14 protein-coding genes are annotated in these 15,211 nt (G+C 63.9%); 8 read left to right on the forward strand and 6 right to left on the reverse strand.

Annotated elements, in window-relative coordinates; translation table 11 throughout:
* Positions 1–133: 133 nt before the first annotated feature.
* From CK227_RS08970 to CK227_RS09005, 8 genes are all read left to right on the forward strand, one after another.
* The gene (locus tag CK227_RS08970; RefSeq protein WP_027047381.1) at positions 134–1,084 is read left to right on the forward strand and encodes a sugar ABC transporter permease; all 951 of its coding nucleotides are present in this window, start codon (positions 134–136) and stop codon (positions 1,082–1,084) included.
* A complete protein-coding gene (locus CK227_RS08975) occupies positions 1,081–2,025 on the forward strand; it encodes a carbohydrate ABC transporter permease (protein WP_064980812.1) in 945 nt (314 codons plus the stop codon). Before CK227_RS08970 ends, CK227_RS08975 begins: the two co-directional genes overlap by 4 nt.
* Positions 2,026–2,045: 20 nt before the next feature.
* Positions 2,046–3,161, forward strand: coding sequence for an ABC transporter ATP-binding protein (locus CK227_RS08980; RefSeq protein WP_095772583.1), 1,116 nt, complete (start codon positions 2,046–2,048; stop codon positions 3,159–3,161).
* A gap of 5 nt (positions 3,162–3,166) precedes the next feature.
* Positions 3,167–4,684: a GMC family oxidoreductase gene (locus CK227_RS08985; protein WP_095772582.1), complete on the forward strand. Its 1,518-nt coding sequence runs from the start codon at positions 3,167–3,169 to the stop codon at positions 4,682–4,684.
* Positions 4,681–5,442 carry a 3-ketoacyl-ACP reductase gene (locus CK227_RS08990; protein ID WP_095772581.1) on the forward strand — a complete coding sequence of 254 codons (762 nt, stop codon included), beginning with the start codon at positions 4,681–4,683 and terminating at the stop codon, positions 5,440–5,442. The genes CK227_RS08985 and CK227_RS08990 overlap by 4 nt, the downstream gene beginning before the upstream one ends.
* 11 nt (positions 5,443–5,453) lie before the next feature.
* Positions 5,454–7,082 carry a choline dehydrogenase gene (locus tag CK227_RS08995; RefSeq protein WP_095772580.1) on the forward strand — a complete coding sequence of 543 codons (1,629 nt, stop codon included), beginning with the start codon at positions 5,454–5,456 and terminating at the stop codon, positions 7,080–7,082.
* Between the two features lie 12 nt (positions 7,083–7,094).
* The gene (locus CK227_RS09000; protein ID WP_095772579.1) at positions 7,095–7,412 is read left to right on the forward strand and encodes a Dabb family protein; all 318 of its coding nucleotides are present in this window, start codon (positions 7,095–7,097) and stop codon (positions 7,410–7,412) included.
* Positions 7,413–7,493: 81 nt separating this feature from the next.
* Positions 7,494–8,711: an MFS transporter gene (locus CK227_RS09005; protein WP_179295808.1), complete on the forward strand. Its 1,218-nt coding sequence runs from the start codon at positions 7,494–7,496 to the stop codon at positions 8,709–8,711.
* 7 nt (positions 8,712–8,718) lie between these two features.
* Here the strand turns inward: CK227_RS09005 and CK227_RS09010 are convergent, their stop codons facing one another.
* From CK227_RS09010 to CK227_RS09035, 6 genes are all read right to left on the reverse strand, one after another.
* Positions 8,719–9,564 (reverse strand): EamA family transporter, encoded by an 846-nt coding sequence (locus CK227_RS09010; RefSeq protein WP_095772577.1) that lies wholly within the window; start codon positions 9,562–9,564, stop codon positions 8,719–8,721.
* Between the two features lie 7 nt (positions 9,565–9,571).
* Positions 9,572–10,480, reverse strand: coding sequence for an endonuclease/exonuclease/phosphatase family protein (locus CK227_RS09015; protein ID WP_095772576.1), 909 nt, complete (start codon positions 10,478–10,480; stop codon positions 9,572–9,574).
* Between the two features lie 116 nt (positions 10,481–10,596).
* Positions 10,597–12,150: a sodium:proton antiporter gene (locus CK227_RS09020; RefSeq protein WP_095772575.1), complete on the reverse strand. Its 1,554-nt coding sequence runs from the start codon at positions 12,148–12,150 to the stop codon at positions 10,597–10,599.
* A gap of 225 nt (positions 12,151–12,375) precedes the next feature.
* On the reverse strand, positions 12,376–13,440 hold the full coding sequence (locus CK227_RS09025) for an ABC transporter ATP-binding protein (RefSeq protein WP_095772574.1): 1,065 nt from the start codon (positions 13,438–13,440) through the stop codon (positions 12,376–12,378).
* 16 nt (positions 13,441–13,456) lie between these two features.
* The gene (locus tag CK227_RS09030; protein WP_095772573.1) at positions 13,457–14,248 is read right to left on the reverse strand and encodes an ABC transporter permease; all 792 of its coding nucleotides are present in this window, start codon (positions 14,246–14,248) and stop codon (positions 13,457–13,459) included.
* Positions 14,245–15,144, reverse strand: a complete 900-nt coding sequence (locus tag CK227_RS09035) for an ABC transporter permease subunit (RefSeq protein ID WP_179296421.1) — start codon at positions 15,142–15,144, stop codon at positions 14,245–14,247. Before CK227_RS09035 ends, CK227_RS09030 begins: the two co-directional genes overlap by 4 nt.
* Positions 15,145–15,211: the final 67 nt, after the last annotated feature.

The raw sequence follows: 15,211 nt of genomic DNA on the forward strand, positions 1-15,211 counted from the left end.
TTCCCCGCTTCGGCGGGGAAGGTTTTATCTCAGGATTGGCCGGCTCGACACCATGCCGACCGAAGACCCGTATGCACGGGGCCGCCTTGCCGCCTGACGGCGGCGCACGGACGACCCGAAACGGGAGGAGCTCATGAGCACAGTAGCAACAAGCCAGATCAAGCTGACGCCGGAGCGGTCGCGCACCTCGGTGCGCTCGCGCCTGCAGGACGCCTTGCCGAAGATCGTTCTGGCGCCGAGCTTCGCCATCACCATCGTCTTCGTCTACGGCTTCATCCTGTGGACGATCTATCTGTCCTTCACCAATTCCAAAACCTTCCCGTCCTACGTCATCACAGGTTCGCGCGCCTATCAGCGGCTGTGGGGCTGGACCTTCGACACCGACCCGCCATCGAGCTGGTACACGTCGATAACCAATATGGGCATTTTCGGCTTTCTCTACATCCTGATCTGCCTGGCGCTTGGCCTGTTCCTGGCCATCCTGCTCGACCAGAAGATCCGCGGCGAAGGCGTGCTGCGGCCGATCTACCTCTATCCGATGGCGCTGTCCTTCATCGTCACCGGCGTCGCCTGGAAATGGTTCCTCGATCCCGGCCTCGGCCTCGAACAGACGCTGCATCAATGGGGCTGGACGAGCTTCCATTTCGACTGGATCAAGAACAAGGATTTCGTCATCTACACCGTGGTCATCGCCGGCGTCTGGCAGGCCTCCGGCTTCATCATGGCGATGTTCCTGGCCGGCCTGCGCGGCATTGACGGCGAGATCATGAAGGCAGCGCAGATCGATGGCGCCACAACCTTCCAGCTCTACCGCCGCATCGTCATCCCGCTGCTGCGGCCAATCTTCCTATCGGCCTTCATCGTGCTCGCCCACCTCGCCATCAAGTCATACGACCTTGTCGTGGCGCTGACGTCCGGCGGCCCCGGCGGCTCGGCCTGGCTGCCTTCGAATTTCATGTACGAATACACTTTCAAGCGCAACGAAATGGCTGTCGGATCGGCCAGTGCGGTGATCATGCTGATGACCATCGTCGCCATCATCGTGCCCTATCTCTATTCGGAACTCAGGGAGAAGCCGCGATGAGCGCCGTCGCCACCCCTGCCCGCCAGGCCTCCGGCGGCATCAACACCAAGCTCGTCAACCGCATCGTCATCTACGGGCTTCTGGCGCTGTTCGCGCTGTTCTACCTGATGCCGCTGTTCGTCATGCTGGTCACCTCGTTCAAGACCATGGACGAGATCCAGAACGGCAACATGCTGGCGCTGCCCAAGGCGCCGACCTTCGACCCGTGGCTGAAGGCCTGGGGCGAGACCTGCGTCGGCCTCACCTGCGCCGGCATCAAGGGCTATTTCTGGAACTCCATCAAGATGGTGGTTCCGGCCGTGCTGATCTCGACCATGCTCGGCGCCCTCAACGGCTACGTGCTGACCAAATGGCGCTTTCGCGGCGCGACGCTGGTGTTCGGGCTGATGCTGTTCGCCTGCTTCATTCCGTTCCAGTCGGTGCTGCTGCCGATGGCGACGATCCTTGGCAGCGTCGGCCGCTTCGGCGTGACCTTGCAGAACTCCGTCGGAACCAGCTTCGGCCTCGGCAATTCGACGGTCAATCTGGTCTTCGTCCACGTCGTCTACGGCATCGGCTTCACCACGCTGTTCTTCCGCAACTATTACGAGGCCTTCCCGACCGAATTGATCAAGGCCGCGCAGGTCGACGGCGCCTCCTTCTTCCAGATCTTCCGCCGCATCATGCTGCCGAACTCGATGCCGATCTTCGTCGTCACCGTCATCTACCAGTTCACCAACATCTGGAACGACTTCCTGTTCGCCTCGGCCTATGCCGGCACCGGCGATGCGATGCCGATGACGGTGGCGCTCAACAATGTCGTCAACACCTCGACCGGCGTCGTCGAATACAACGTCAACATGGCGGCCGCGATGATCGCCGCCCTGCCCACCCTGATCGTCTATGTCGTCGCCGGCCGCTATTTCGTGCGCGGGCTGATGGCCGGCGCGGTCAAAGGCTGACCAATTCAGAAGGAACGACCATGGCTTTTCTGGAAATTGATGGGCTGAAGAAGCGCTTCGGGAATGTCGAGATCCTGAAGGGCATCGATGTAGAGCTCGAAAAGGGCGGCTTCCTGGTGCTGGTCGGTCCATCCGGCTGCGGCAAGTCCACGTTGCTCAACACCATCGCCGGCCTGGAGCAGATCACCGAGGGCGAGATCCGCGTCGACGGCCGCGCCATCAACGATCTGCACCCTTCGAAGCGCGACATCGCCATGGTGTTCCAGAGCTACGCGCTGTACCCGAACATGACGGTGGCCGGGAACATCTCGTTCGGCATGGAGATGCGCGGCGTGCCGGCCGACGAGCGCCAGAAGGCGATCGACAAGGTGGCCAAGGTCCTGCAGATCGGTCATCTCCTGCAGCGCAAGCCGAGCCAGCTTTCGGGCGGCCAGCGCCAGCGCGTCGCCATGGGCCGGGCGCTGGTGCGCGACCCCAAACTCTTCCTGTTCGACGAGCCTTTGTCCAACCTCGACGCCAAGCTGCGCGTCGACATGCGCATCGAGATCAAGCGCCTGCACGCCACGACAGGCACCACCATCGTCTACGTCACCCACGACCAGATCGAGGCGATGACGCTGGCGACAAAGATCGCCGTCATGCGCGACGGCGAGGTGCAGCAGTTCGGCACCCCGGCCGAGATCTACAACAACCCCGCCAATCTCTTCGTCGCCGACTTCATGGGCTCGCCGGCCATGAACCTGATCCCGGCGACCATCACCACATCGGGCAATGCGCTCTCCGTCGTTCTGCAGCGTGAGGCCCGCGAGCCGATCACGCTGCCGATGGCCAATGCGCCAGCAGGTCTCTCGGCATTCCAGGGCAAGCCGATCATCTTCGGCGTACGGCCGGAAGCGCTGACCGATCCGGAGGGCGCCGAGCGCAACGCCTCGAACATCGCCACCGCCGACCTGCATATCGAGGTCGTCGAGCCGGCCGGTTCCGACACGTTCGCCGTCACCAATCTCGGCGGCAAGGGCGTGGTGGCACGGCTGCGCGCCGACGCCAACATCCAGCCTGGCACCAGCACGCCGCTCGCCTTCAACCTGACCAAGGCGGTGTTCTTCGATCCGGCGACCGAGAGCCGCATCCGCTGACGGCCATGGCAAATCCGGACATCGTCATCATCGGCTCCGGCATTGGCGGCGCCACGATCGCCTCCGGCCTGGCCGGCAGCGGCGCCTCGATCCTGATGCTGGAGCGTGGCGAGCCCTTGCCGGCAACCCCGCATGCCCGCGACACCCGCTCGATCTTCGTCGACGGCCACTATCGCCCAAAGGAGATGTGGCGCGAGGCCGGCGGTGCCGCCTTCAACCCCGGCAATTACTACTATGTCGGCGGCAATTCGAAATTCTACGGCGCGGTGCTGATCCGTTACCGCAAGGAAGATTTTTCGGCCATGGAGCATTACGGCGGCGTCTCGCCCGCCTGGCCGTTTTCCTACGACGAGTTCGAGCCCTGGTATTCCAGGGCGGAGCAGCTGTTTCGCGTGCGCGGCACGCTGGGTGAGGATCCGACCGAACCGTTCCACTCGATCCCCTACGCCTTCAAGCCGGTGCCCGACGAAGCACCGATCGCGCGCGCCCGTGCTGAACTGAAGGGCCTCGGCCTGCATCCGGCCTCGCTGCCGCTCGGCGTCGACATCGATACCTGGCTGAAGGAAGGCAGAACCGGCTGGGACGCTTTCCCCAACACCGGCCTGGGAAAGATGGACGCCCAGACAGCGCCACTGGCGGCGGCGCTTGGGGACAGCAACATCCGGCTCGAGACCGGCTGCTACGTCGAGTATCTCGAGGCGGCGCCCGACGGCAAAAGCATCGCCGCGATCCACTACCGGCAGAACGGCGAACTGAAGAAAGTGTCGCCGAAACTGGTCATCCTGTCCGCCGGCGCGGTCAATTCCGCCGTCATCCTGCTGCGCTCGCCCTCACCGGGCAACGGCAAAGGAGGCGGCAAGGGCCTCGCCAACCGCTCCGACCAGGTCGGCCGCAACTTCATGAACCACAATTCCAGTGCCATGCTGGCGATCGATCCGCGCCGCAGGAACGATGCCGTCTACCAGAAGACGCTGATGCTGAACGACTATTATCTGTCGGACGGCAGGGGCGGCAAGCCGCTCGGCAATGTCCAGCTGCTCGGCAAGATCGACGGCAACATGCTCAAGGCCAATGTGAGGACGATGCCGAAATTCGTGCTCGACTTCATGGCCGGCCATGCCGTCGACTGGTATTTGATGTGCGAGGACCTGCCCGATCCCGAAAGCCGCATCATGGTCGACGGCAAGGACATAGTCATGCAGTGGCGGCGCTCCAACATGCAGTCGCTCGACGGACTGACCAAGGTGATGCGCGAAAACTTCCGCGCCTGCGGCTACCCCATCGTGCTGTCGCGCCCCTTCGACAAGCGCACGCCCTCGCACCAGTGCGGCACGGTCAGGATGGGCGACGATCCGGCGACCGCGCCGCTCGACCCGTTCTGCCGGTCGTTCGACCACCGGAACCTGTTCGTCGTCGATGCCAGTTTTTTGCCGAACTCGGCTGCGGTCAACCCGGCGCTGTCGATCGCCGCCCAGGCGTTGCGGGTGGCTGACCATATCCGCAAGGTGGAGCTTGCCGCATGACCCGCCCCGCAGCCATCGTCACCGGCGGCGCGCGCGGGATCGGGCTGGCTTGCGCGGAAGCGCTGGCCGATACAGGCTTTGACATTCTGGTTGCCGACCTCGCCGAACAGGCGCCTGACGGGCTCGACGCAGATATCTCGGCGCGCGGTGCGAAACTCGCCTATGTCAGTTGTGACGTCGCCAATCTCGACGGCCACGCCGTGTTGGTCGATGCCGCGATGCGCGTCTTCGGCCGCATCGACTGTCTCGTCAACAATGCCGGCGTCGGCGCCGTGGTGCGCGGCGACCTGCTGGAGCTGAAGCCCGAAAATTTCGACCGCACGCTTGATATCAACCTGCGCGGCACGGTCTTCCTCAGCCAGGCCGTCGCCAAGGCAATGCTGGCCACACCCGGCGGCCATGCAAGATCGATCATCACCGTCACCTCGGTCAGCGCCGAGATGGCTTCGCCGGAGCGCTCCGAATACTGCATATCGAAGGCGGGGCTTTCCATGTGGGTGAAGAACCTGGCGCTCAGGCTCGCCCCTGAAAATATCGGCGTGTTCGAGTTGCGTCCGGGCATCATCCGCACCGACATGACGGCAGGCGTGACCGCCAAATACGATGCCTTGATCGACAGCGGGCTGGTGCCGGCCAAACGCTGGGGCGAAGCGTCAGACATCGGCGCGGTGGTGGCGACGCTTGCCGCCGGCAGGCTCGGCTTTTCGACCGGCTCGATCATCAATGTCGACGGCGCGCTCTCCGTGCCGCGGCTATAGGTGGAAACGACATGACAGACTACATCATCGTGGGCGCCGGCCCGGCCGGCTGTGTTCTGGCCAACCGGCTGAGCGAGGATCCCTTGAATTCCGTGCTGCTGCTGGAAGCCGGCGGCAAGGACTGGCAACCCTACATCCATATGCCGGCGGGCTTCGCCAAGATGACCAAGGGCATTGCGTCCTGGGGCTGGTCCACCGTGCCGCAGAAAAACATGAAGGACCGCGTCTTCTGGTACACGCAGGCCAAGGTGGTCGGCGGCGGCTCGTCCATCAACGCCCAGATCTACACGCGAGGCAATGCCCGCGACTACGACGCGTGGGAGAAGGAAGAGGGTCTCGCCGGCTGGGGCTATCGCGACGTGCTGCCCTACTTCAAGCGCGCCGAGAACAACCAGCGTTTCGCCAACGATTTTCACGGCGACCAGGGACCGCTCGGCGTGTCGAACCCGATCTCGCCGCTGCCGATCTGCGAAGCCTATTTCCGCGCCGGCCAGGAGATGGGCATTCCCTTCAACCCCGACTTCAACGGCGCTGCCCAGGAAGGCGTCGGCTATTACCAGCTCACCCAGAAGGATGCCCGGCGCTCCTCCGCCTCGGTCGCCTATCTCAAGCCGATCCGCGCCCGCAAGAACCTCACCGTCCGGACCGATGTGCTGGTGACACGCATCGTCGTCGAGAACGGCCGCGCTGTCGGCGTTGAAGTCGTCGACCGGCCAGGTGGCGAGAAGAAGATCCTGCGCGCCGGGCGCGAGGTGATCGTCTCGTCCGGCGCCATCGGCTCGCCGAAGCTTTTGATGCAGTCGGGCATCGGCCCGGCCGACCACCTGAAATCGGTCGGCGTGACGCCGGTGCATGACCTGCCCGGCGTCGGGTCCAACATGCAGGACCATCTCGATCTGTTCGTCATCGCCGAATGCACTGGCGACCACACCTACGACAACTACGCCAAGCTGCACCGCACGGCCTGGGCCGGCTTGCAATATCTGCTTTTGAAGAAGGGGCCGGTGGCCTCCAGCCTGTTCGAGACCGGCGGCTTCTGGTACGCCGACCCGACCGCCGCCTCGCCCGACATCCAGTTCCATCTCGGCCTGGGCTCCGGCATCGAGGCCGGCGTCGAGAAGTTGAACAATCCGGGCGTCACCTTGAACTCGGCCTTCCTGCGGCCGCGCTCGCGCGGCACGGTGCGACTGAAGAGCGCCGACCCGGCCGACCATCCGCTGATCGATCCCAACTACTGGTCCGATCCCTATGACCGCGCCATGTCGATCAAGGGCCTGCGGCTGGCGCGCGAGATCATGCGGCAGAAGGCGCTTCAGCCCTACGTGCTGCGCGAAGTGCTGCCCGGCCCGTCGCTGGCGACCGACGACGAACTGTTCGACTACGCCTGCCGCAGCGCAAAGACCGATCACCATCCTGTCGGCACCTGCCGCATGGGCCATGACGAGATGGCTGTCGTGACGCCGGATTTGCGGCTGCGCGGCATCGAAGGCTTGCGCGTCTGCGACGCCTCGGTGATGCCGCGCGTGCCCTCCTCAAATACCAATGCACCGACCATCATGGTTGGCGAGAAGGGTGCCGACCTGATCCTCGGCCGCGAACCCCTGCCGCCGGCTGTGTTTTCCGGCAACCGGGCTGCTTGAAGGGATGGAGAAATGATCAGGCACTGTGTCTTCGCCCGGTTTCGCGGCGATGTCCCCGAAAGCGAGCGCACGGCGATCCATGCCGACCTCGAGGCGCTTCGAAAGGTTATCGACGGCATGGACACGGTCCACTTCAGTGCCAATGTCAGCCCCGAGCCCTTTGCCCGCGGCTTTGGCCATGGCTTCACCATCGATTTCCGCGATGCCGCCGCCCGCGACGCCTATCTCGTCCATGAAGCCCATCAGCGCGCCGGCGCCCGGCTGGTCGCCGCACTCGAAGGCGGCACGGACGGATTGATGGTCTTCGACCTCGACCTTACGAAAAAGTGACCGCCGGTTCCGGCTGATCGCTGTTCTCTTTTGCGAGCGGGGCGACATATCGTTCCTTTGGGGGCACCAAAGGAGGACGCCTTGAATCTCACTGCCGAGCAGAAGAAAACCGTTCTGGCCTCATTCCTGGGCTGGACGCTCGACGCTTTTGATTTCTTCCTTCTGACATTCCTGCTCACCGATATTGCGAGTGAATTCCACACCGATGTCCCGGCAGTCTCGAAGGCACTGTTCCTGACCTTGGCGACGCGCTTCATCGGCGCGTTTTTCTTTGGCATGCTCGCCGACAAATATGGGCGCAAGCCCATCCTCATGCTCAACATCGTCAGCTATTCGGTGATCGGCGCGCTCGCGGCCTTCTCGCCCAATCTCGGCATTTTCCTCGCCCTGCGCGCTTTGTTCGGCATCGCCATGGGCGGCGAATGGGGGCTTGGCAGTTCGCTCGCCATGGAATCCATCCCTCCCAGCGCGCGCGGCTTCGTATCGGGCATCCTGCAATGCGGCTATCCCGCCGGCTACCTCCTGGCGGCGGTGGTCTACGGCCTGCTCTACCAGCAGACGATCGGCGGCTACACGATCGGCTGGCGTGCCATGTTCCTGCTCTCCTTCTTGCCGGCGCTGATCGTGCTCTTCATCCGCTCGCACGTGCCGGAATCGCCGGCCTTCGCCGAGGCGCGGAAATCGGTCAAGCCGGGGCTCCTGGAAACGCTGCAGAAGCACTGGGGCGTCGCGCTCTATGCCGTCGTGCTGATGATGTTCTTCAATTTCTTCAGCCATGGCACGCAGGACCTCTACCCGACCTTCCTGAAGAAGCAGCATGGCTTCGATCCGCACACGGTGAGCTGGATCACCATCGTCGCCAATATCGGCGCCATCGTCGGCGGCCTGGCCTTCGGCGCGCTGTCGGAGAGGATCGGCCGCGTCAACGCCATCACGCTCGCCTGCCTGATCGCCCTGCCGTCGATCCCGCTATGGGCCTACAGCACCACGCCCTTCATGTTGGCCATCGGCGCATTCGTCATGCAGGTCGCCGTCCAGGGCGCCTGGGGCGTCATCCCGGTTCATCTCAACGAACTGTCGCCGGGGGCGGTCCGCGCGACCTTGCCCGGCTTCATCTATCAGGCCGGCAACCTTGCCGCATCCTATGGCGGTCCGTATCAGGCGGGCATAGCGGAGTCGGCCGGAGGCAGCTACGGCTATGCGCTGGCGCTTTTCGCCGGCGTGGTCGCCGTCTGCATCATCGTCGTCATCCGCTTCAGCCCGGAGCGGCGCGGCCAGGTGATGACAGTCCTGGGTTGAGTGCGGCCTAACCCATCCGGAGCGCGATAACCCCGGCAACAATGCTGAGCGCGGCGGCGCCGCGCCAGCCCGTCATCTTCTCGCCGAGCGCGTAGACCGAGATCAGCATGGCGAACAGGATCGACGTTTCGCGCAGCGATGCCACCGAGGCGATCGGCGCCTTGGTCATCGCCCACATCACGATCCAGTAGGCCGCGCCGCTGAGCACGCCGGTGAACAGCCCGGCCTTCCAGTCGCGCGCCAGCAGGGGCAGTGACTGCGGCCCGCGGAAGATGAGGCACAGCACCAGCGCCCATGTCGCGTCGCAGACGAACAGCCAGGCCGCGTAGCTTTGCGCCGTCGCCGCCAGCCGCGCGCCGCTGCCGTCCGACAATGTATAGCTGGCAATGAAGATCGACGTGCCGAGCGCAAAGCCGACGGCGCGCAGGTTGAGCCTCTCCAGATGCGCGCCGCCGCGAAACGACATCACCAGCGTGCCGGCCGACAAAAGCAGGATGCCGAGAATGGCAAACGGCGCCGGCACCTCCTGCACCACCACGATGCCACCAAGTGCGGCCAGCAGCGGTGCCGTGCCGCGCGCCAGTGGATAGGTCTGGGCGAAATCGCCGGCCTTGTAGGCGCCGATCAGGAAGGTTCGGTAGCCCATGTGGAAGACCACCGAAGCGAGAATGAACGGCCAGACCGCGGCCTTCGGGAACTCGACGAAAGGCAGCACGAACAGCGCGGCAAACCCCATGCCCAATGTCATCAGCGTGATCGACAGGAAGCGGTCGAGATGCACCTTGACCAGCGCGTTCCAGATCGCGTGCATGGCGGCTGCGGCAAGCACCGCGAAGAAGACGAAAAGCGTCATTTCGGGTCTATCGACCTCCCAAGCCGAGTGGCGTTTCGAGATCGATGTCGACCCGGACCGGGAAGTGATCGGACGCCACCTCGCCTGTATCGGATGCGACCGAGCGGACCCGCCCCGCGAACATACCGCCGACGAAGCAGTGGTCGAGCCGGCGCTTTGCCAGCCTGCCGTCGATGATCTTCTCATGCGTGTGGAAGTCATCAGCGGGTTCGATCGCCACAACGGCGGCATCGACGAAGCCGTCGAGATAGGCAGCACCCCGATGATAGGGCGTGCTGCCGACGATGCGGCGGTATTCGGCGCTGCCCGGCTCCATGTTGAAATCGCCCATCCAGATCGCCGCCAGCGGATTTTCCGGCTCGGCTTCGCCGCTGGTCCAGTTGCGCGAAGGCTCGTCATCGATGCCGCTCCACGGCCCGCCTTCGGACGGCGCACGGCGGTGTTCGGCCAGCAGATAGTCGATCTGCTCCAGCCGCTCTTCCGCCGCGATATGGGCGAGATGCAAGGACAGCACACGCACCGGGCCGGCCGGTGTGCCGATCATGCATTCGAGCGCCGCGTTGCGCGTGTTGAGCGGCCTGAGCGTCCGGCGCATCGGCAGCGCATGCAGGCGCGACCAGACGATCGGCAGTTTCGACAGAACCATGGTGCCGAACTGCCGGCGCCGATTGACCAGGCGACCGTCCCGCCGCTCGCTGGCGTCCATGTCGAAGGCCGGGCCGTAGATCCAGTGATAGTCCGGCAGCAGGCGCGACAGCAGCTCCGGCTGGTCGTCGAAATGGCTGCGCTGCCAGTGCCGCTCGACCTCCTGCAGGGCAATGACATCGGCGCCGTCGACGATGCGCGCCGCGCGCGAAAGGTCATAGCGGCCGTCGCTGCCGAACCCGTACTGGATGTTGTAGCTGACCAGCTTCATTGCTTATCCGGCTCACCTTCGGCGATGGCAGTAGCGGCTCAGTGGATTGCTTGCAATGTGCAGGAGAATGCAAGCGGCTTGTGCCAGCAGCCTCCCCTGCCCCGCCGCGCGATCTTCTAATCCGTCGTCAACGGCTGGAACCGGCCCGCTGGCGACGCCGCCAGTTCCGCCCAGTCGATCTCTTCTTCCAGCCGGTGATAGGCCTCGTCGCCGATCGTGCCGTTGCTGCGCAATTCCTCCAGCGTGTCGCGCTGGCGGTTGATGGCGTAGAGGCGCAGCCGGTCGTATTCGGTTGCCGCCTGTGCGTCCTCCGGGTTTTCCGCGATCACGCGCTGAGCCTCGTACTGCTCGCGCACGACAGCCGCCGCGGCCGATGTCTTGCGGCTCAACACGTCAAGTGCGGCCTGCATGACGGCAACGCGCGCCTGCGCAACCTCATTGTCGACGGTTCTGTCGGGATCGAAGTTGAGTATCCGCAGCAGAGGCTTCAGCGTCATCCCCTGCAGCACCAGCGTACCCAGAACCACCGCGAAGGCGGCAAGCACGATCGGATCGCGGCCGGGAAAGCCGGCAGGCAGGGCAATGGCCACCACCAGCGTCACCAGCCCGCGCATACCGCACCAGCCGACCAGCACGGCGCCGCCAAATGTCGGCAAATCCCGCTTTCTGTCTTCGCCGCCGAGACGGGCAAGCCATCGGATGATCGCAACATAACTCGCCACCCAGACGAGGCGCGCAGCGATGACGACAACCAGCACCGTCGCGGCAAACAGAAAGGCCTCGCCCTGCCCTTCGCCGGAAAGCCGGCCGACGATCGACCGTGCCTGCAGGCCCATCAGCACGAAAGCCAGCACGTTGAGAACGAACACCGCCGACTCCCAGACCGAATAGGTGCTGACACGGCGTCTCGCCGACATGCGGCGCGGTGCACTGCGCGCAATCGTGATGGCGTAGACGACGATGGTGATGATGGCGGAAAGACCGAGCTTGTCGGCCAATATCCACACGCCGAATGTCCCGGCGAACTGCACCACGGTGCTGCTCGCCGCATCCTCGATGCGGGTCAGCGTCAAGAGCGAGAGGCGGCCAAGCAGATAACCTCCAATCAGGCTGCCGATCGTTGACAGCAGGATCACCGGAATGGCGTTGCTCAGCATGATCGAGCCGAGTGCTGCCGAAACCGCCAGCCGGTAGATCAAGAGTGCGGTGGCATCGTTGAGCAGGCTTTCGCCCTGCAGGATGGCGGTGATGCGGTGCGGCACCTTGAATTGCCCGAGAACGGCACTCGCCGCCACGGCATCCGGCGGCGCGACGATGGCGCCAAGCGCGATCGCCGCGGCGATCGGCAGGCCGGCCATCTTCCAGCCGACGAAGGCAACCACCACAGTGGTGAAGACGACGGCGCCAAGCGCCAGCAGCAGCAGCGACAGCCGGTAGCGCTTCAGGTCGCGCAGCGACGTGTCATAGGCGGCATCGAGAAGCACCGGCGCTATGAACAGCGCAAGCGCCAGTTCCGGATCGATCTCGATCATCGGTGCGCCAGGCACGAAGGCGATGCCGACCCCGGCCAGCGCCAGCAGCGACGGATAGGGGACCTCCAGCCGCCGCGACAGCGCCGTCAGCGCGACAGCCGTCAAAAGCAGGACAAGGGTGAGTTCAAAAAGGGCCATGGCTCATCGTAGCGGCGAAGAGCGACTGTTGGCAGTACCCCTAGGCAGGATACTGTTGATTGTCGAAGCCTTGGCCTGCCCTGGGATTTAAAAGTGACCTGAGGGGCGGCGCCGACGGTTCGTCACTACAGACATCGAACCCACGGCATCGAGGGTTGCGAGCATCGACGATCAAGACGCGTTGTTCGGCGCATTAGAGACCGCCGCGGAATGACGTTCGCTCCGCTAGTGCAAGACCAGCATGTCGCCCGATGAGAACGAAATCTCGGCCTTCTCACCGACCGCGGGTGGCGGCGTGGCCGAGTTGTTGAAGGTGTCGAGCGACACCGTGTTGCCGCCGATGCCGACGCGGACCCGGATCACCGAGCCGAGGAAGTGCACTTCGGATATCTCTCCGATCAGGCTGGAATCGCGGCCGGGCTGGCGGCCGAGCGAAATCGCCTCGGGCCGCAGCGCCAGCGACAGCGTGTCGCCGGACTTCGAGCCGTTGAGCTTGCCCTTGAGCGAGACTTCCTGCGTGTTGACCTGAACCGTGCCGGCCGCGGCATCGGTGACCTTGCCTTCGAGCACGTTGAGCGTGCCGACGAAATTGGCGACGAATTTGGTCGCCGGCCGGTTGTAGATCTCGAACGGCGTGCCGACCTGCTCGGCCTTGCCGCCATACATGACGGCGATGCGGTCGGAGATCGACAGCGCCTCTTCCTGGTCATGCGTGACGAAGATGGTGGTGATGCCGAGCTTCTTCTGGATCGAGCGGATTTCCTCGCGCAGCGACACGCGCACCTTGGCGTCGAGCGCCGACAGCGGCTCGTCGAGCAAAAGCAGCTTCGGCTTCGGCGCGATCGCGCGCGCCAGCGCGATGCGCTGCTGCTGGCCGCCCGAGAGCTGATAGGGATAACGGTCGGCCATCTGCGGCAGCTTGATGATGCCGAGCATCTCGGCAACGCGGGCGTCGATGTCCGCTTTGGGCATGCCGGCGACTTTCAGGCCGAAGCCGATGTTCTGCGCCACGGTCAGGTTAGGGAACAACGCATAGGCCTGGAACACCATGCCGACATTGCGCTGATTGGGCTTCAGCCGGGTGATGTCCTTGCCGGCGACGACGATCTTGCCGGCGCTCGGCTCTTCGAAGCCGGCGACCATACGCAGCACGGTGGTCTTGCCGCAGCCGGACGGCCCGAGGAAGGAGACGAATTCACCCGGCTCGACGTCGAGATTGAAATCCTCCACGACCGTGGTGGCGCCGAAGGATTTCCGGACGTGCTGGATGGAGAGGAATGGCTCGGCCATGGTGGTGTTCTTTCGATCAGTTCGGGCGGTTCGCCGATTTCGGCGCGAAGCGGGACAGGATCTGGATCAGCGACATGCAACCCCAGGTGATGGCGAAGGCAATGATTGCAAGCGCTGCCGGCTCATAGGCGCGGTTGGCGCCGATGTTCTGCAGATACGGGCCGAAGGCCGGCCGGTTGAGCAGGCTTGCCATGGTGAATTCGCCAATGACAATCGCGAAGGTCAGGAACGCACCCGACAACACCGCGATCAACACGTTGGGCAGGATAACACGGGTGACGATCGTCCCCCAGCCGGCGCCCAGAATCTGCGCCGCTTCCGTCAGAGTGCGCACGTCGATGGTGCGAAGTCCTGTATCCACCGCGCGGTACATATAGGGCAACGACAGTGTGGCATAGCCGATGACCAACAAGGCATTGGTGCCCGTGTCGGTCGCCAGGAACGGCAACGGCGAATTCGAGCCATACATTCTGATGTATCCGAAGACGATGACGATGGCCGGGATGACCAGCGGCAGCAAGGTGATGAACTCTACGATCGGGCGCAGTTGCGGCAGGCGCAGCCGGATCCAGTAGGCGGCGGGCACCACGATCAGTACGCCGAGAATGATGGTGAAAACTGCGGCAAGCACCGAATAGCCGAATGTCGCCTGGAAGCGTGCGTCGCCCAGCACGACCTTGTAGGCATCAAAGGAATAGGCACCGCGCCGCATGCGCATGGAAAACTCCACCGTCGCGATCAACGGGATGAAGAAATAGGCCGCGCCCAGCGCGAAGACGACCCAGGCCCAGAATCTGCCAGCCTTCATTTGAGCCACCTCTCGGAACGGGTGCGGAACCAGATGTAGAAGACATTGGCAAGACCGGTAATCAGGATCATGCCGAAGGCAATGGCATAGCCGAGATGGGCATTGTGCAGCACGTCGCCACGAATCTGGGCATAGAGCAGGATCGGCACGATGTTGAGTGACGAGCCGGTCAACGCATAGGCGGTGGCGATGGCGCCGAAGGCATTGGCGAACAACAGGATCACGGTGCCGAGGAAGCTCGGCCAGATCACCGGAATGACCACCATGCGCCAGTACTGGGACACGGTCGCGCCCAGCGTCGCGGCGGCCTCGCCCCATTCCTTCTTCAGCCCGTCAATGGCCGGCACGATGATGACCACCATCAACGGGATCTGGAAGTAGACATAGGTCAGCGTCAGGCCCCAGAACGACAGGATGTTGAAGCCGTGTGCGTAAATGTTGAGGCCGAACAGGGTGTTCAGTATGACCGTCGCGAGGCCGAGCCGGCCGAGTGTGGCGAGGAATGCGAAGGCCAGCGGCACGCCGGCGAAATTCGAGGCCACGCCGGAAAACGTCAGTGTCGCCGAGCGTATCCAGTCCGGCAGGCCACCGCGCACGATGGCGATCGCAATCGCCAAACCCGCAAAGGCGCCAATCAGCGATGAGGCAAGACTGACCTTGATCGAAATCCAGTAGGCGGCAACGATCGACGACTGCGCCAATGCGACTATGTTTTCGAGTGTGAATTCTCCGGCATCGTTCTGGAATGCGCCCAGCATAAGGTAGAGCGTGGGCAAGATCAGGAACATGATGGCGAAAATGAAGAACGGCGCGACGCCAAGCCATTGCGTCGGCAGCCTCACGCTGCGCGCCTCGGCGGGAGGCGCCGTCTTGCCGGTAACAGCGGGGTCGGACATTGAGATATCGGTCATGCGCCGGCTACCGTCTTCGAGAGAAAGAACCGGGCGACCGTGAAGCCGCCCG

Origin of the sequence: Mesorhizobium sp. WSM4308 (assembly GCF_002294905.1) — a bacterium.
Lineage (GTDB): Bacteria > Pseudomonadota > Alphaproteobacteria > Rhizobiales > Rhizobiaceae > Mesorhizobium.